Source organism: Methylobacterium sp. NMS14P, from assembly GCF_028583545.1.
Lineage (GTDB): Bacteria > Pseudomonadota > Alphaproteobacteria > Rhizobiales > Beijerinckiaceae > Methylobacterium.
The window spans coordinates 3,935,325-3,952,119 of sequence record NZ_CP087106.1 but is presented as its reverse complement, the minus strand read 5'-3'; the positions used below and the strand labels follow the sequence as shown (position 1 = coordinate 3,952,119).

Annotated in this window: 15 protein-coding genes and 1 pseudogene; 4 read left to right on the top strand and 12 right to left on the bottom strand. The window is 71.8% G+C overall.

Annotation, left to right across the window (positions count from 1 at the left end):
* Positions 1 to 49: 49 nt before the first annotated feature.
* Together LOK46_RS18790 and LOK46_RS18785 are read left to right on the top strand one after the other, a co-directional pair.
* Positions 50 to 1,021, top strand: coding sequence for an NADPH:quinone oxidoreductase family protein (locus LOK46_RS18790; protein ID WP_273559661.1), 972 nt, complete (start codon positions 50 to 52; stop codon positions 1,019 to 1,021).
* Between the two features lie 188 nt (positions 1,022 to 1,209).
* The gene (locus LOK46_RS18785) at positions 1,210 to 2,892 is read left to right on the top strand and encodes a methyl-accepting chemotaxis protein (RefSeq protein WP_273564632.1); all 1,683 of its coding nucleotides are present in this window, start codon (positions 1,210 to 1,212) and stop codon (positions 2,890 to 2,892) included.
* A 54-nt stretch (positions 2,893 to 2,946) separates the two neighbouring features.
* Here the strand turns inward: LOK46_RS18785 and LOK46_RS18780 are convergent, their stop codons facing one another.
* From LOK46_RS18780 to LOK46_RS18750, 7 genes are all read right to left on the bottom strand, one after another.
* Positions 2,947 to 3,960: an adenosine kinase gene (locus LOK46_RS18780; protein ID WP_273559659.1), complete on the bottom strand. Its 1,014-nt coding sequence runs from the start codon at positions 3,958 to 3,960 to the stop codon at positions 2,947 to 2,949.
* A 52-nt stretch (positions 3,961 to 4,012) separates the two neighbouring features.
* On the bottom strand, positions 4,013 to 4,564 hold the full coding sequence (locus tag LOK46_RS18775; protein ID WP_273559658.1) for a Uma2 family endonuclease: 552 nt from the start codon (positions 4,562 to 4,564) through the stop codon (positions 4,013 to 4,015).
* A gap of 76 nt (positions 4,565 to 4,640) precedes the next feature.
* On the bottom strand, positions 4,641 to 6,050 hold the full coding sequence (locus tag LOK46_RS18770; RefSeq protein ID WP_273559656.1) for an MFS transporter: 1,410 nt from the start codon (positions 6,048 to 6,050) through the stop codon (positions 4,641 to 4,643).
* Positions 6,051 to 6,142: 92 nt separating this feature from the next.
* A complete protein-coding gene (locus tag LOK46_RS18765) occupies positions 6,143 to 7,072 on the bottom strand; it encodes a glutaminase (RefSeq protein WP_273559654.1) in 930 nt (309 codons plus the stop codon).
* Between the two features lie 246 nt (positions 7,073 to 7,318).
* Complete coding sequence (locus tag LOK46_RS18760) at positions 7,319 to 9,088, bottom strand: ABC transporter ATP-binding protein (protein WP_273559652.1); 1,770 nt, start codon at positions 9,086 to 9,088, stop codon at positions 7,319 to 7,321.
* A 204-nt stretch (positions 9,089 to 9,292) separates the two neighbouring features.
* Complete coding sequence (locus tag LOK46_RS18755; protein ID WP_273559651.1) at positions 9,293 to 10,651, bottom strand: MFS transporter; 1,359 nt, start codon at positions 10,649 to 10,651, stop codon at positions 9,293 to 9,295.
* A complete protein-coding gene (locus LOK46_RS18750; RefSeq protein ID WP_273564631.1) occupies positions 10,648 to 11,418 on the bottom strand; it encodes a PRC-barrel domain-containing protein in 771 nt (256 codons plus the stop codon). The genes LOK46_RS18755 and LOK46_RS18750 overlap by 4 nt, the downstream gene beginning before the upstream one ends.
* Positions 11,419 to 11,757: 339 nt before the next feature.
* Here LOK46_RS18750 and LOK46_RS18745 point away from each other — a divergent pair, with 339 nt between their 5' ends.
* Positions 11,758 to 12,165, top strand: coding sequence for a hypothetical protein (locus LOK46_RS18745; RefSeq protein ID WP_273559648.1), 408 nt, complete (start codon positions 11,758 to 11,760; stop codon positions 12,163 to 12,165).
* Positions 12,166 to 12,266: 101 nt separating this feature from the next.
* On the opposite strand, the pseudogene LOK46_RS18740 reads toward LOK46_RS18745, so the two are convergent.
* The 3 genes and pseudogenes from LOK46_RS18740 to LOK46_RS18730 all read right to left on the bottom strand — a co-directional run.
* Positions 12,267 to 12,626 (bottom strand): annotated as a pseudogene (locus tag LOK46_RS18740) (PRC-barrel domain-containing protein); the annotation flags it as partial.
* A 117-nt stretch (positions 12,627 to 12,743) separates the two neighbouring features.
* A complete protein-coding gene (locus tag LOK46_RS18735) occupies positions 12,744 to 13,229 on the bottom strand; it encodes a DUF2721 domain-containing protein (protein WP_012320461.1) in 486 nt (161 codons plus the stop codon).
* A gap of 49 nt (positions 13,230 to 13,278) precedes the next feature.
* Positions 13,279 to 13,401, bottom strand: coding sequence for a hypothetical protein (locus LOK46_RS18730; RefSeq protein WP_273559642.1), 123 nt, complete (start codon positions 13,399 to 13,401; stop codon positions 13,279 to 13,281).
* 243 nt (positions 13,402 to 13,644) lie between these two features.
* Here LOK46_RS18730 and LOK46_RS18725 point away from each other — a divergent pair, with 243 nt between their 5' ends.
* Positions 13,645 to 14,004 (top strand): SWIB/MDM2 domain-containing protein, encoded by a 360-nt coding sequence (locus tag LOK46_RS18725; protein WP_273559640.1) that lies wholly within the window; start codon positions 13,645 to 13,647, stop codon positions 14,002 to 14,004.
* A 324-nt stretch (positions 14,005 to 14,328) separates the two neighbouring features.
* Here the strand turns inward: LOK46_RS18725 and LOK46_RS18720 are convergent, their stop codons facing one another.
* Positions 14,329 to 15,126 (bottom strand): SDR family NAD(P)-dependent oxidoreductase, encoded by a 798-nt coding sequence (locus tag LOK46_RS18720; protein WP_273559638.1) that lies wholly within the window; start codon positions 15,124 to 15,126, stop codon positions 14,329 to 14,331.
* A gap of 68 nt (positions 15,127 to 15,194) precedes the next feature.
* Positions 15,195 to 16,622, bottom strand: a complete 1,428-nt coding sequence (locus tag LOK46_RS18715) for an MFS transporter (RefSeq protein WP_273559636.1) — start codon at positions 16,620 to 16,622, stop codon at positions 15,195 to 15,197.
* Positions 16,623 to 16,795 lie beyond the last annotated feature (173 nt).

Genomic DNA, 16,795 nt, shown 5'->3' with positions numbered 1-16,795 from the left:
GGCCGGTTCGGGCCTGATCGGCCGGATATTGCCGGGGAGGAGGGACGCCATGCGGGCGCTGCTGTGCACGAGGCTCGACGGGCCGGAGCATCTGGAGATCGTCGAGCGGCCCGACCCGGTGCCGGGCCCCGGGCAGGCGCTGGTGCGGATGCGGCTGGCGGCCCTGAACTTCTTCGACACGCTGATCACCGCCGGGCGCTACCAGGTGAAGCCGGCCCTGCCGTTCTCGCCGGGCGGCGAGGGGGTCGGCGTGGTCGAGGCGCTGGGCGAGGGGGCCGCTGGCGTGTCCGTGGGCGACCGGGTGATCGTCCATGCCGGGCACGGCTGCTGCGCGGAGCTGATCGCCCTCGACGCCGCCCGGCTCACGCCGGTGCCGGACGCCGTGCCGGACGAGCAGGCGGCCGGGCTCACCATCACCTACGGCACCTCGCTGCACGCCCTGGCGAACCGCGCCCGCCTGCAGCCCGGCGAGTGGCTGGCGGTCCTCGGCGCCTCCGGGGGCGTCGGCCTCGCCGCCGTCGAGCTCGGCCGGCTGATGGGCGCCCGGGTGATCGCCTGCGCCTCCTCGGAGGAGAAGCTCGCGGTCGCCCGCGCCCACGGCGCCGAGGCGGGCGTGGTCTACGACCCCGCGACGCTCAAGGACGAGCTGCGCCGGATCTCCGGCGGCGGGATCGACGTGGTCTACGACGCGGTCGGCGACGCCTACGCGGAGCCGGCCCTGCGGGCGCTCGGCTGGCGCGGACGCTTCCTCGTGATCGGCTTCGCCGCCGGCGCCATCCCGCGGCTGCCGCTGAACCTGATGCTCCTCAAGGAACTCGACGTGCAGGGCGTCCACTGGGGCGCCTTCCTGGATCGGGAGCTCGAGGCGCACCGGGCCGATCAGCGCCGGCTCCTCGGCTGGGTCGCCGAGGGCAGGCTCACCGCGCAGGTCCACGGCGTCTACCCGCTGGCGGAATACCCGGAGGCCTTCGGGCTCCTGACCCGCCGCGCGGCGATGGGGAAGGTGCTCCTGCGGCCTTGATCGGGCCGCGGCCACCCGCCTGCGACAGGATCGGCGCTCGACCCGCTGCACGGCGTTGGCGGGCGACGAGTTATGCGCTCCGCGCTGCTCTGCGGCGCGGATCACCTCCGAAGTAGAGGTTGCGCAAGAGTCCGTCCTTCATCTTCATGCGCCTCGATGCGGTGGTGTCGTCATCTGTGGTGCCCGAGATGAAATTTCGAAGAAGTATCGTATCAAAGCTGATACTGCCCTCGATCATCGGCTTTTTACTCTTCTTGGCAAGCTCTAGCATCGGCTTGATGCAAATACAGGCCATCAACGGCGCCGCCGTGGAGACTCGCGACGTCTGGGTGCGCAAGGACAACGATCTCCACACGATTCGATTCCTGATGCTGCGGTACCACACGACGACGATCCGCAAGGTGGTCGCCATCGACGACGGTGAGAATGGGGACCTCGATGCCGAGTTCGTCGAGATGGATCAGACCATCCCCGAGGCCTTCCGGAGCTACCGCGCGCGCGCGACGACGCCCCGGGAGCGCGCGCTCTGGGACGCGTTCGAGAACCGGTGGAAGGTCTATCGCGTCGCCCAGGAGGCCATTCTCGCCCCGCTCAGACGCGGCGACCGGGATGCGGCCCGCGACGCCATCGCGCCGGCCCGCCCGCCGCTGGTGGCCGCCTTCGATGCCCTGGCGGATCTCGCCCAGGTCACCGCCGAGGGCACGAACGTCTCGGTCCAGCGCTCCGAGGACGCGTTCCGGACGGCGTGGTCCGTCACCGTCGCGCTCTCGATCATCGGACTGATCATGACCGGCGCGGCGGTCTGGTGGGTCTGGCACCGGGTCGCCCGCCCGATCCGGTCCCTGGCCGAGATCATGGGTCGGCTCGCGGCCGACAACCTCGACGTGGCCGTCAGCGGCTCAGAGCGGACGGACGAGATCGGCGTCATGGCGGCGTCCGTCCAGGTCTTCAAGGACGGCCTGATCCGGGCGCGCACGCTCGAGCACGAAGCCGCGCAGGCCCGCGCCACGGCAGAGGCGCGGCGGCGGAGCGGCATGCACCGGATCGCCGACGCCTTCGAGGGCACGGTCGGCGGCATCATCGGCACGGTGTCGGCCGCCGTCGCCGCGCTGCAGGACACGGCCTCGGCCATGAACGAGGCGGCCGCCGACACCGCCGATCGCTCCGGCCGGGTGGCGAGCGCGGCCGAACTCGCGGCCAGCAACGTCAGCGTCGCGGCGGCGGCGGCCGAGGAACTCGGCGCCTCCGTCCAGGAGATCAGCCGCCAGGTCGCGGGTTCGACGGCGCTGACCCAGTCGGCGGTCGCGGACGCCGCGGCGACCGCTCACTTGGTTCAGGAACTGAACGGGGCGGCAACTCAGATCGGTCATGTCGTGACCCTGATCTCGACCATCGCCGAGCAGACGAATCTCCTCGCGCTGAACGCCACGATCGAGGCGGCGCGGGCCGGCGCGGCGGGCCGCGGCTTCGCGGTCGTGGCCGCAGAGGTGAAGGAGCTGGCCGGTCAGACCGCGCGGGCAACCGACGAGATCGGCGGCCACGTCGCCCGGATCCAGTCTTCCACCGGCGACGCCGTCTCGGCGATCGGGCGCATCGGCGGTCGGGTCCAGGAACTGAGCGCGGTCGCGACGCGGATCGCCGGCGCCGTCGAGCAGCAGGGCGCCGCGACACAGGAGATCGTCCGCAACGTCTCCCAGGCCGCCCAGGGGGCGGCTGACGTCACCGCCACCATCACGGGCGTCGCCGACGCGGCGAAGGGGACCGGCGCGGCGGCCGATCAGGTTCTCACGGCCGCCTCGGAGCTGTCGCTCCGGTCCGGGCATCTCAGGGACGAGGTGACGCGCTTCCTCGCGACCGTCCGCGCGGCCTGAGCGCGCGGGATCGGAGCGGACGCAACCCTCCGACCGCGCGCCCGGCGCGCCGGCCTAGAGGAGCCCGCGCGCCTTGGCCAGGCCGACGAGATCCGCCTGCGGGCGGGCGCCGATGTGCTGGATGACCTCGGCGGCCGCGAGCGTGCCCAGGCGGGCGCTGGCGACGTTGTCGAGCCCGCGGGCGTGACCGGCGAGGAAGCCGGCCGCGAACAGGTCGCCCGCGCCGGTCGTGTCGACCACCGTCTGGACCGGGCTCGCCTCGACGGCGCGGACCTCGCCACCCTGAACCACCAGGGCGCCGTCGGCCGAGCGCGTGACGAGGCCGAGCAGGTGCCGGCCGCGGGCGTTGCGCTCGTCGCGCAGAGCCGCCACGGCGGCCTCGGGATCGTCGGTCTCGTAGAGGCTCTGCAACTCGGCCATGTTGGCGAACAGGATGTCGATGCTGCCGTCACGCACGAGGCCGAGGAACTCGTCGCGGTAGCGGCCCACGCAGAACGCGTCCGAGAGGGTCAGCGCGACGGCGTTGCCCGCCTGATGGGCGAGCTGCGCGGCCTTGCGGAACGCGTCCTTGGCGGCCGGCGGATCCCAGAGATAGCCCTCGAGATAGACGACGCGGGCCGAGCTCACGAGCGTCTTGTCGACATCGTCGGGCGACAGGCCCTGGCAGGCGCCGAGATACGTGTTCATCGTGCGCTCGCCGTCCGGCGTCACGAGCACGAAGCACCGGGCGGTGGCCGGACCCTCGGCGGCGGCCGGGACGGTGAAGTCGACGCCGGTCGCCTTGAGGTCGTGGCTGAACAGGCCGCCGAGCTCGTCGTTCCGGACCTTGCCGACGAAGCCGGTCTTGGCCCCGAGGAGCGCCGCACCGACCGCGGTGTTGGCACCCGAGCCGCCCGACACGATCGTCGCCGGTCCCATCGCCTGGAACAGCGCCTCGGCCCGCGGCTCGTCGATGAGCTGCATCGCCCCCTTGGTGACGCCCTGCGCCGACAGGAAGGCATCGTCCGTGCGGGCGATCACGTCGACGATGGCGTTGCCGAGCACGAGGAGATCGAGGGGTGCAGTCATCCGGGCGTCCTGATTCGCGTTCGCGCCGCTGTGGCATCCGTCTCGGATCGGATCAAGCTCCGTCGTCGGCGGGCACGAGGTCGGCGAACAGCTCGGGCACGGGCAGGCGCAGGCCGGGCGGCGTCAGGTCCAGCGTCTCCTGGGTCGCGATGCGGGTCTCGATCAGGCCGCCCTGCGCGCGGCGGTGATGGATGACGAGACGCTTCACCGGATCCACGATCAGATAGTGGATGACACTCTCCAGACCGAAGTAGCGGGTCAGCTTCAGGCCCGAGTCCACCGCGCGTGTGCCCGGCGACTGAACCTCGACGACGATGACGGGATCGGTGATCTCGGTCGCATCGGGGTCAGCGCGCATCCCGCAGTAAACGAGGGCGTCGGGCTCGAAGACCGTATCCCGATCGACGCGAACGCTGATGCCATCCGGCAGCGCGTAGCAGGCGCTCCCCGCTTGCTTCAGTGCGGACCGGAGCGCCAGATAGGTGGCCGCCTTGACCTCGGCATGCCGAACGCGCTCCGGCGACATCGCGAACACCTCGCCGTCGACCAGCTCGAAGCGTCCCGGCTGCCCTTCGGCCCAGGCGAGAAACTCGTCGACCGTCATCCGGGATCTCGGCTGAGCGACCATGCCCGAGGCTAGCACGGATTCGGCGTGACGGGAGCCGTGCTCCTCACGAGCCTCACCCCGCGATCTTCTCCAGCGCGACGTCCCGCGTCCGGGGACCCAGCAGCCCGACGAGCAGGCCCGCGGCCAGCATCGCCGCCGAGATGAACAGGAACACGCCCGGCGTCCCGGCCTCCCGCAGCACGAACGCGATGACGAAGCCGGTGAAGATCGCCGAGAAGCGGCTCCAGGAATAGACGAAGCCGACCGCCCGGGCCCGGATGCCCGTGGGGAACAGCTCGGCCTGATAGGCGTGGAAGCTGTACGACATCACGTTCGAGGCCAGCGTCAGGCCGATGCCGAGCGCCACGATGGCGTTGACGTCCCGCGTCTGCGCGAAGGCCAGGCCACAGGCGATGTAGAGGAGGGCGGCGGCCACGATGACGTGCTTGCGCTCGAACCGGTCGGCTATGGCGAGGCCGATCAGGGGCCCGACCGGGGCGGCGAGCGCGATCAGCGCCGTGTAGGCGAGGCTCGACGTCACCGTGATGCCCTGGGCCACCAGGAGGGTCGGAACCCAGTTGGCGAAGCCGTAGAAGCCCACTGTCTGGAAGACGTTGAACCCCGCCATCATCAGGGCCCGGCGCCGGTAGGGCTGGACCCAGAGGTCGCGGAACGCGCCGCGCGGCTGCACCGGCTCCGGCGCGGCCGGTGCGGGCAGCGCGCCGCCGTGCTCGGCCGCGATCCGCGCCTCCAGCCGCCGCAGGACCGCCTCGGCCTCCGCGAGACGGCCGTGCTCGACGAGCCAGCGCGGGCTCTCCGGCAGGCCCGCCCGCATCCACCAGACCACGATCGCCGCCGAAGCGCCGATCAGCACGACCCAGCGCCACCCGTCGATGCCGAGGGGCGCCGTCGGGATCAGCAGGTAGGACAGGAACGCCACGACCGGCACGGCGGTGAAGCCGATGCCCTGGCACAGGGCGAAGGCCCGGCCGCGGATCGCCTTCGGCACCAGCTCGGAGAGGTAGCTGCCGATCGTCACCATCTCCAGGCCGAGGCCGATCCCCGCGATCAGGCGCCAGAGATTGAGGCCGAAGGCGTCGCTCTGGCAGGCCATCACGACGTTGGCGGCGGTGTAGGAGAGCAGCGACCACGTGAAGATCGCCCGCCGACCGAACCGGTCGGCGAGCCAGCCGCAGGCGATGGTGCCGATGAACAGGCCGGTGAAGAGGGCGGCCACGAAGCTCGCGACGCCACTGGCACCGAACAGGCCCGGAGTCGTCGGCGTCAGGATCCCGGCCTTGACGAGGCCCGGAGCGACGTAGCCGGTGAACAGCAGGTCGTAGAGCTCGAAGAAGAAGCCGAGCCCGAGCAGCATCACGAGGCGCCAGACCGCCGGCGTCGCCGGAAGCCGGTCGAGACGGGCCAGGATGGCGCCGGGATCGAGATCTTCATCGGCAGCCCGGACCGCCGTACGCGTCGCCATGCCGATGAGCCTCGTCTCGGCGCCGCGGCGCCCTGCCGGCGCAGTGCCGCGGAAGCGGGCGCCGCGCAAGGGGGCGGGGCGCAGGGGCGCTCTCAGGCCCCGAAGACGGACCAGCCCATGCGCTGCGTCAGCCGCTCGAGGGCGATGCGCCCGAGATGCGAATTGCCCGCCGCGTCGAGGCCGGGCGACCAGACGGCGATGGAGGCCTTGCCGGGCGCGATCGCCAGGATGCTGCCGCCGACCCCGCTCTTGCCCGGGAGGCCGACGCGGTACGCGAACTCGCCCGACCCGTCGTAGTGGCCGCAGGTCAGCATGATCGCGTTGATGCGGCGCGCGCGCTCCGCCGAGACCACCGAGTGGCCGGTCGACGGGTTGACGCCGTTATGCGCCAGGAACCGGCCGGCCCGCGCGAGCTGGCGGCAGTTCATCGCGATGGCGCAGTGATGGAAGTAGACGCCGAGCGTGTACTCGACCGGATTGTCGATGACGCCGAAGGACTTCATGTAGTTGGCGAGCGCGGTGTTGCGGAAGCCCGTGCGCTTCTCCGAGGCCGCCACCGTCTCGTCGATGATGATGCTGGAATCCTGGGCTAGGAACTGCAGGAAGCGCAGGATCTCGCCCAGCGCCTCGCGGGGTTCGTGACCCGAGAGGATCACGTCGGTGACCGCGATCGCGCCCGCGTTGATGAACGGGTTGCGCGGCACGCCGCGCTCGCGCTCCAGCTGGACAATGGAATTGAACGGGTTGCCCGAGGGCTCGCGGCCGACGCGCTTCCAGAGCCGGTCGCCGACCATGCCGAGGGCGAGGGTGAGCGTGAACACCTTCGACACGCTCTGGATCGAGAACGGCGTCTCGCTGTCGCCCCCGGTGAAGACCTGCCCATCGGCGTCGATCACCGCCATGCCGAACTGGTCTGGATCGACCCGGGCGAGTTCGGGGATGTAGTCCGCGACCGCGCCCCGGTCGGGGCGCTGGGCCATCTCCTCGGAGATCTCCCGGATGACGTGGGCAAGGTCGGGCACGGTCGGGCTCGGGCGTCGCGTTGCGTCGGAACCGGGCCGATTCGCGACGTCTCAGGCGATGCAAGGTCCGGTCCGGCCGCGCGGTGATCTAGCAGCGCCGGACGGGCGTGAAAACAGGACCGACCGATACCCCGCCGTCCTCGCGAGCGGAGCGAAGCAATCCAGCGGCGCTGCGTTCGGCGGCGTCGCGCTGCCCTGGCTCGCTTCGCTTCGCACGCGATGACATGGGGGCTTGAGGTCGATGCGTCAGGCGGCGGCGAGCGCCATCGCCATGGATTCCTTCTTCATCAGCTCCCGGAAGAAGCCGTCGAGATGCGTCAGCTTGTCGGGCGAGCCGTCCTGCGCGATGCGGCCGCCGTCGAGCACGACGATCCGGTCGAAATCCTGCAGCGTCGAGAGCCGGTGCGCGATGGCGATGACGGTCCGGCCCTTCATCAGGTTGGCGAGGGCGTGACGGATCGCCTGCTCGGATTCCGCGTCCAGCGCGGAGGTCGCCTCGTCGAGCAGCAGGATCGGCGAGTTCTTCAGGATAGCCCGGGCGATGGCGATGCGCTGACGCTGGCCGCCCGAGAGCTTCACGCCCCGGTCGCCCACGATCGTGTCGAAGCCTTCCGGCAGGGCCTTGATGAAGTCGGTGCAGTGCGCGGCCTCGGCGGCCTGCCAGACCTCCTCGTCGGTGGCGTCGGGCCGGCCGTAGCGGATGTTCTCGCGCAGGGAGCGGTGGAACATCGAGACGTCCTGCGGGACGACCGTGATCGCCTCGCGCAGGGATTCCTGGGTGACGCGCTCGATGTTCTGGCCGTTGATGCGGATCGCGCCGCTCTGCACGTCGTAGAAGCGCTGGATCAGCGAGAACAGGGTCGACTTGCCGCCGCCGGACCGGCCCACGAGGCCGACGCGCTGGCCGGGCTCGATGACGAGGTCGAAATCCGTGAAGACGGGGCGCCCGTCCGGATAGTTGAACGCGACGTGCTCGAACTCGATCTTGGCGCCCTGGCCGGTCAGCGGCTGCGCCTCCGGATGGTCCACGAGGTCGTGGGGCTGGAGCAGGGTGTGCAGCGCCTCGGAGAGACGGGCTGTGTGCTGGGTCGCGTCGACCAGCGCCACCGCGAGGTCGCGGGTGGCGGCGAGGATGCGGATGCCGAGCGTGCAGACCAGGACCACCTGTCCGTTCGTCGCCTGGCCGGCCTCCCACATCTGGATCGCCCAGTAGAGCAGGCCGAACACCGCGAGCACGGTGAGCACCGCGTGCACGATGCGCAGCTTCTCGAGGTAGAGCAGGGACGAGCGACGGGCCCGCATCTCGGTGGCGATGGTGCCCTCGAAGCGCTGGCCCTCGCGCTTGAACGCCGAGAAGGCGCGCACGAGCGACATGTTGCCGACGAGGTCGACCATCTCGCCGTCGACGGAGGCGGCCTTGGCGGCGAAGTCGTGGTGCAGCGGCTTGCCGGCCGCGGCCATCTTGAACATCAGCACGACGACGGCGGCGAACACGCCCGCCAGGATGCCCGCCATGGTGAGGTTGACCGTGGCGATGTAGGCGATCGACCCGAAGGCCGCGACCGTCGGCGGCATCACGTTGAACACGAACATGTTCTCGACCGTGAAGATCGCGTTCGAGGTCGCCGTGATCCGCGACGCCAGGGTGCCCGGCTGCCGGTCGGAGAAGAAGGTCGGGGAGTGGCCGGTCAGGTGCCGGAACAGGTCGCGCCGGATGTCGCCCGTGATCCCCACGAAGGTGAAGGCGCCGGTCAGCGCCGCCACGCGCCAGAGCATGTTGTCGGCGGCGATGAAGGCGATCAGGACCGCCAGCGCGCCCCAGATCACGGTGTTGCCCGGGCCGGGACCCTTCGTCAGCGCGTCGACCACGCCCTTGAGGGCGTAATCGGTGGAGACCGAGAACCCGACGGCGCCGAGCACCGAGATCAGGATGACCAGGTGCGGCAGCCAGCGGCGCCGGAGATACCGCCCGACGAAGGCGAAGGGCCTGTCGGCGTATCGGTGCAGCTCTTCCATCGCGGTGACCATTCCGTATTCGCGCGGCTTTGGCTTACGGGCTGAGGCGGAGTGCAGCGCGGGCGCAGTCTGACCCGCAGCGGCAACGCGAGAGCGTTGCCATATGTTTCACCGGCTCGCACCTTCGTTGCGCTTTTATCCGCAGAACCTGAACGCCGCTTGAGCGGCGCGGAAACACCCAAGCGAATCCGATGCCGCGGCGGGTCAGGCCGGGCGCTCCGACTGGCGCGTCTCCGGCATGATCAGCGCCACCAGCATGAAGGCCGCGAAGCCGACGACCGCGAGCCCCAGGAAGGCGCTGTGGCTGCCGAGATGGTCGGCCATGATGCCGGCGAGCGAGGTCGAGAGGGCCGCGCCGATGCCCATGGCGGTGCCGACCGCGCCGAGGGCGAGGTTGAAGCGGCCGGTGCCGCGGGTGAGGTCCGACACGATCAGCGGCACCATCACGCCCAGCACCGAGGCCGAGATCCCGTCGAGGACCTGGATGGCGACGAGGCCGTACGGGTTGGTCGTGTAGGCGAGCATCAGCCCGCGGACCGGCAGCGCGCCGAAGCCGAACAGCAGGACCGGGTAGCGGCCGAAGCGCTCGGCGGCCCGGCCGACCGCCGGGGCGCTGACCGCCAGGACGGCCTGCGGGACCATGATGCAGGCGGCGACCAGCGCGGTCGCGGTCTCGCTCGCCCGCAGGGTCAGGACGCTCCCGACCAGCGGCAGCATCGCGGCGTTGGCGAGGAAGAACAGCACCATGCAGGCCGCGAAGCACAGGAGGCCGCGATTGGTCAGAAGGGCGCGGATGCCGTCCTGGCCGCGCGTCGGCGCCGCCTGGGCCGCGGCCGGCTCCTTGAACACGCCCGAATCGATGTCGTGGGCGCGGATGCGCGCCAGCGCGATCACCGTCGGGACCCCGAGGGCGGCGGTGAGGTAGAAGACGGCGCCGTTCGACAGGTAGTAGCCGATGGCGCCCATGCCGGCCGCGCCGAGGGCGTTGCCGAGGGCGGCGAAGCTCGCGTTTCGGCCGAGGCGCTCGCCGGCCCGGGCGCGCCCGACCAAGCCGATGCTGATCGCCGCGATGGCCGGCGTCAGCACGCAGCTCGCGGCCGAGTGGAGCGCCATCGCCAGGAGCACGACGAGGAAGCTCGGCCAGACCGCCAGCGCGAAGGCGCTGCCGGCGATTCCGATGACCGCCACGGCGGCGGCGAAGCGCTTCGAGCGCACGACGTCGACGAAGGCGCCCCCGGGCACCTGGCCGAGGAGCGCCACGAGGCTCCCCACCGTGAGGGCGAAGCCGATGTCGGACTGCGTCCACTTGGCCTGGGAGAAGTAGACCGCCAGGAATGGGCCGAACCCCGTCTGCAGGTTGGCCACGAAGAACGCGAAGGCATCGAGGCCGTAGCGGCTCGCCGACGAGATCGCGCGTTCGCCGTGGGCCGAAGCGGCCGGCGAACGCGCGGCCTCGGCCGCCTGATCCTTCAGGCGGGCCGGACGGGAGCGGATGTCCTGCCGGGGCACGTCGCGCTCGCGGGGGGCGGCGGCGGTTCTGACCTTCAACCGGGCCACCGTCACTTATCCGGTGCCTTCTCCGGAGGCAGGGCGGGTGCGGTTGCGGCCGGGGCTGCGGTCGGCGGGGGCGCGGCGGCCGGCGGCGTGGCGGCGCCGGAAGGGGCGTTGCCCGGCGCGGCCGGGGCCGGCTGCGGTGGCGTCGCCGAGCCCGCTGCGGGCGCCGCCGCCTGCTCGCCCTCGGCCGCGGGCGCGGCCGGGCTGGCCGGGCCCAGGACCACGATCGGCTCGCCGGCCTTGTATTCCGGGGAGACGCGGACCTGGTTGCGGGTCAGCGCGACCGACAGCTTGCGCTCCTTCGCGCCGTCCGGCGCGAAGCGCAGGGCGCGCCAGTCCACGGCGATCTTGCGGGTCCCGACACCGAGGAAGCCGCCGAAATCGATGATGGCGGCGCGGGGATGGCCCTCCTTGTCGATGATGATGTCGATGACGCGTCCCAGCTCGTCGCCGCCGGCGCTCCGCACGCTGCGGCCGAGCAGGCTCTCGTAATCCTGGGTGTCGAGGACGGTGGCCGGCGTTCCCTGCTGCTGAGCCGGGGCCGTGGAAGGCGGCGCCCCCGCGGCAGCCGGCGGGCTGGACGGCGGGGAGGCCGGCGTCGCCGCGGCCGGCGGCGTCGGGACCGGTGTCTGCGCCGGTGCCGGGGCCGGAGGTGCGGATTGCGGCGCGGCCGGAGTCTGCGGCGCGGCCTGACCGGCAGGACCCTCGCTGCCGCTCACCTGGGCCTGCGCCGCGGCCCCCGACGCCCAGAGGGCGAGCGTCACGGCCGCGATCATCCGGTTGGTTCTGAACACGCTTCGTCCTCTGAGGAAAGGCCGGGCCGCACCGGCGCCGGCGCGTCCACGACCGCATTCGGCCGGTCCCGGGTCCGCCGCCGGCAGGACCCCGCCTGCGGATGGCGTCGTGCCGCAGGACCTGGGCGAAGTTATGGACCGCGGCGGCCTGACAGCAAGGCTCGGACCGCGCGTGTCGGCCGCGCGGCCGACGGCGTCCGGCGATCATCCCCCGGCGTCCCGCGGCGCTGTCTGGTTTTCGCCGCATCCCCAGCGTAGACAACCGCGCATAAACCCGTGCGAGCCGCGGATGACACCGCGGCCACTGTCGAGGACTACACGATGTCGACCCTCCCCACGTCGCGATGCGCGGCAGCGCGCGGCCTCGCGCTCGGCGCCGCTCTGGCCGGTCTCGTGACCGGCTGTCAGGCGCTCGGCGGCGGCGGCGGCGTGATGCCGGCGACGGAGGTCGGATTGCCGCCGTCGCTGCGCGGGTCCCTGCCGAACCGCGAGCCGCGCAACGCCGCGGTCGATGCCGACGGCCAGCCGCTCCAGACGGCGCCGACGAGGCAGCTCGCGATCCCCAAGAACGCCGGCGGCGCCACGCGGACGGCCGACAGCGGCGAGCGCAGGATCCGGCGCGAGGATCTCGACGGCGGCAACGCGGCCGTCGGCGGCGCCGGCGGCAGCGGCTCGATGGGCCCGATGCTGTCGCCCGGCGGCAGCGTCGGTCTCGGCGGGAAGTTCTGAGCCGAGACGTCTCGGCACCCGCACCGGTCCGGAGCGCGGGCACCCGCACGCCGTGATGAAGGTCGAGCCGGGCGAAGGCCCGGGTCGGCGCGCCACGCCTAGCCGACTGCCTGGCTCGGCGCCTCCGCGAGCACGCCGGGCTCGATGTCGACCACGTAGCCGCCGAGTTCCGTGCTGTAGCTGAGGCTCTTCCAGGGCAGCGGGTGGTGGGTCTCGCCGAGCCCGAGGAAGCCCCCGAAGGCCAGAACCGCGTAGGCGACCTGTCCGGAGACCTTGTCCACCATGATATTGTGGATGGCGCCGAGGTGGCGGCCGCTGCGGTCGTAGACGGCCGTGCCCTCGACCTTGTTGGACGCGATCAGCCGCGGCGTCTCGTCGATCGCCATGCCCTCGCCGGTGGGGTCGAGTTCCAGCGTGCCGGGCTCTCTCAAGGTGCGTTCGTTGGGCAGGTCCGTCGGCATGGTCTCTCCCGGTTCGCGCGCGGAGCAGTGCCCGCGTGGCGGTCCCTCGGCTCACTAAGCGCGCGGGTCGGGACGGGTTCCGCCGGCCGGGCGAGCGTCCGGGCCCGCACCGAGCGCTCAGCGGTCGGGCGGCATGCCGGCGCTCGCCCGCCGCTGGTTGATCCGGTCGCGGACCGATCGGTTCGCCAGCAGCATCTCGAACCCGAAGGCCACGAGGGCGCACAGCGTGCACAGGATCGCCGCGCCGAAAAGGCCGAACAGCAGGGTCGCGACCGTGCTGTCGCGCAGCGCGCCCACGAACAGGGTCAGCACCGAGCCGCAGGTCGCCACGCCGCCGAGCGCGGCCAGGAACACCGCGGCGTCCAGGGCCAGGGAGCGCCGGTGAAGGCGGTCCAGGCGCTGCCCGAGGCGGACGCGCTCGGCATCGCCGGCTCCCGCCAGCAAACCGGAGACGTGGTCGGCCTGGTCCGCCACGCGCGCGAGACGGGCGCCGAAGACGTTGAGGAGCGTCGCGATGCCCGACAGGAGGAAGACGGGGCTGAGCGCAACCTGGACGACGTGGGCGGTGCTCTCCAGGCTGGCGAGGGTGATCGGGTCGGTCATGCGGTCGGGCTGATGCACCCGGCGGACCGGCGCGGCAATCCCGGCGCCCTCAGATCAGTCCGCGGACAGGCGCGATGCCGGAGGCGGTCGTCTCCGCGCGGATCACGAGCCCGAGACCCGTGACGAGGCCGGTGGCGAGCAGAAGCGCGAGCGTGAGGGCCGGGGCGAACATGCCTGTACTTCGCGCGCAGGATTGTTAAGAGCAGGTTTCGCACCCGGCATCTGACCCAATAATCTTCACGACGGCGTCGATCGGGCGGTCCCACAGGGGATTCTCGTGCGTGCCTTGTGGATGAGGGGGCTTCAAAGGCAATTTCCCCTTGGAACGGCGGCGGCACCGCTTAGTTGCTGCTATGCTGGCTCGGCCGTGGGGCGATCATGCCCCGGCCTGCGGCCCGAGAACCGGAGGAAGTTTATGGCCACAAAGACCGAGAAGGCTGCGCCGAAGGCGGCCAAGACCACCAAGACTGCGGAGAAGGCCGCCCCGGCGAAGGCCGCGAAGCCGGCTGCCGCCAAGACGGCCGGCACCAAGCCCAACGCTCTGCAGCAGCCGCTGAAGCCGTCGGCCGAGCTCGGCGCCATCGTCGGCACCAGCCCGCTGCCCCGCGGCGAGGTGGTCAGCAAGGTTTGGGACTACATCAAGAAGAACAACCTTCAGAACCCGCAGAACAAGCGCGAGATCGTCGCCGACGACAAGCTCAAGAAGGTCTTCGGCAAGGACAAGTGCTCCATGTTCGAGATGAACAAGCACCTCGCCGCCCATCTGAAGGCCTGATCACGACCTAGAGCCAAGTCCGGCGATCTCGTCCGGGCCGACGGCTCTAGGCGCCTTCGTGACGCTCCAGTCGGGCCGGAAGACCGGCCGACACGGCTCGGCGCGCCGCGGGCGAAAGCCCGGTATCCAGCGCCACCGGTCGTTCCGGAGGGCTCGGGCCATCCGCAGAGCCGGACGTGCCCCACGGGTCTGGATCCCGGGCTTCCCCGCGCGCCCTCGCCAAGCCGTCGCTGTCCCGTGCCCGCAGGGTCGTCGACAGGGCCCTCGCTTCGGTGACCGGCCGGGCACGCCCGCGCCGATCCTGATCCCGCGTCCCGCCCGATCCTAGGCGAGGCCCTGCAGGACACCGCCATCGACCCGCAGCGCTGCGCCGGTTGTGGCGCTGGCGGCCGGGCTGCAGAGATAGGCGACCAGGTTCGCCACCTCCTCGACCCGTGCGAGGCGCTGGATCAGCGAGGAGGGCCGGTGCTCCGCGACGAACGTGCGGCCCATGGCCTCGAGGTCGGCATCGGCCGCGCCACCGGCCATCTGCTTCATGAACTCCGCAACACCTTCCGACAGGGTCGGGCCGGGCAGGACGCTGTTGACCGTCACGCCGCTGCCGGCCACCGTCTGAGCGAGCCCGCGGGAGATCGCGAGCTGCGCGGTCTTGGTCATCCCGTAATGGACCATCTCGGTCGGCGTGTTGATGCCGGACTCGCTGGAGATGAAGATCACCCGGCCCCAGCCCCGCTCCACCATGCCGGCCGTGTAGGCCCGGGACAGGCGGACGCCGCTCATCACGTTGACGTCGAAGAAGCGCTGCCAGTCGGCGTCCGGGATCTCGAAGAACGGCTTCGGCTCGAAGATCCCGGTGTTGTTGACCAGGATATCCACGGCCGGCAGCGCCTGGATGAGCGCGGACACGCCGTCCGCGGTGGCGACATCCCCCGGCGCCGCGAAGGCGCGGCCGGCTCTCGCCTCGCCCCGCAGCTTCGCCAGCGCTGCCTCGACCCGCTCGGGGGTGCGGCCGTTGATGCCGACCTCGGCGCCGAGATCGAGGAGTTCCTTGGCGATGGCGTAGCCGATGCCGCCGGTCGAGCCGGTGACCAGGGCCTTCCGGCCGGTGAGATCGAGATCCATGGGACGCTCCTGCACGTGACTCGTCGCGTCAACGCGGTCCCGCGCCCGCGGTGGCATACGGGGTCGGTCTAGCCGCTCCGACTCCGCCGCAGGACGCTGGCGCAGCCGCCGATCACCGAGAGTGCCACCGCGCAGGAGAGCGAGATGGTCACGGCCCGCTCGGCCCCGAGCCCGTGCGTCAGGCCGAAGATCACCGCCACCAGCGCCGCGCCGAGCGACTGGCCGGTGAGCCGCGCCGTCGACTGCATCCCGCTCGCCCCGCCGGCCCGCTCGCGCGGTGCCGAGGTGACGATGACCTTGTTGTTGGGCGACTGGAACAGGCCGAAGCCGAGGCCGCACAGGGTCAGCCGCCAGACGATGTCGAGGGTGGCGGGAGCTGCGGGCAGAAGGGTCACGCTGACGAGCCCGGCGGCCATCATGGCCAGCCCGATGCCGCCGAGGATGCCGGGCGGGTAGCGGTCCGCGAGGCGGCCGGAGATCGGCGCCATCGCGGCGACCGCGATCGGCCAGGGCGTGAGGAGGAAGCCGGTCTGGGTGCTGGAGAGGTGCAGCACGTCCTGGAAGTAGAACGGCAGCGCCACGTAGGAGACCATCTGGGCGCAGAACGAGGCGACCGACGTCGCCATCGACAGCGCGAAGGCGGGGATCCGCAGCAGGTCGACCGGCAGGAGCGGGGCGGGCAGCCGGATCTGACGCCGCACGAACACCGCGCCGACCACCAGGGCGGCCGCGAGTTCGACGACGGCGACGCCCCGGGCCTCCGGATCGCCGAGGCCGTCGATCCCGATGATCAGCAGGCCGAAGGTCAGGGCGTTGAGCACCGCGCTCAGGAGATCGAACGGCCGGCCGCTCGCCGGTGTGACCGGCAGGGTCCGGGACGCCACCGCCAGGGCCAGCAGGCCCACGGGGATGTTCACGAGGAACAGCCAGGGCCAGGTCGCCACCGACAGGATCGCCGCCGCCACGGTCGGGCCGGCGGCCGAGGCCACCGCCACCACCAGCGCGACGTTGGCGACCCCCTGGCCGATCATCCGGTGCGGGTAGATGAAGCGCACGAAGCCGATATTGACGCTCATGATCGCCGCGCCCCCGAGCCCCTGGACGATGCGGGCGGCGATCAGCAGCGGCAGGTTCGGCGCGACCGCGCAGGCGAGGGAGGCGGCCACGAACACCGCCAGCCCCGGCAGGTAGACCTTCCGGAAGCCGAAGATATCGCCGAGGGCCGCGAAGGGCAGGAGGCTCGCCGTGACGGCGACCTGATAGGCGTTGACCACGAAGATCGCGTCGGCCGGCCTGACCGCCAGGTCCTTCGCCATGACGGGCAGCGCCACGTTGACGATGGCCCCGTCGAGGACCGCCATGGTCATGGCAAGCCCGATCGCCGCCATGGCGAGGACGCGCTCGCGCGGTGGCAGGCCGTCCTGGACGGGTGCATGCGGGGCGTCCCGGGGGCTGCCCGGCGCGCCGCCTGTCGGACCGTGCGGGACCTGCGCCATGCGTGCGCGCTCCTGCGGCGTCCCGGCGGGTCCGTGACGTCGATGGCTGGGAAAATCCGGACGCGGGACGCGCCGCGGATGCTGCTCCCTGTCGCGCAGGCGGGGAGGCCCGTCGAGGGCCGCCGTGTGTCCTATGTCACGGCGCGGGCGGGTTTGTTGGCGTCGGGCGCGCG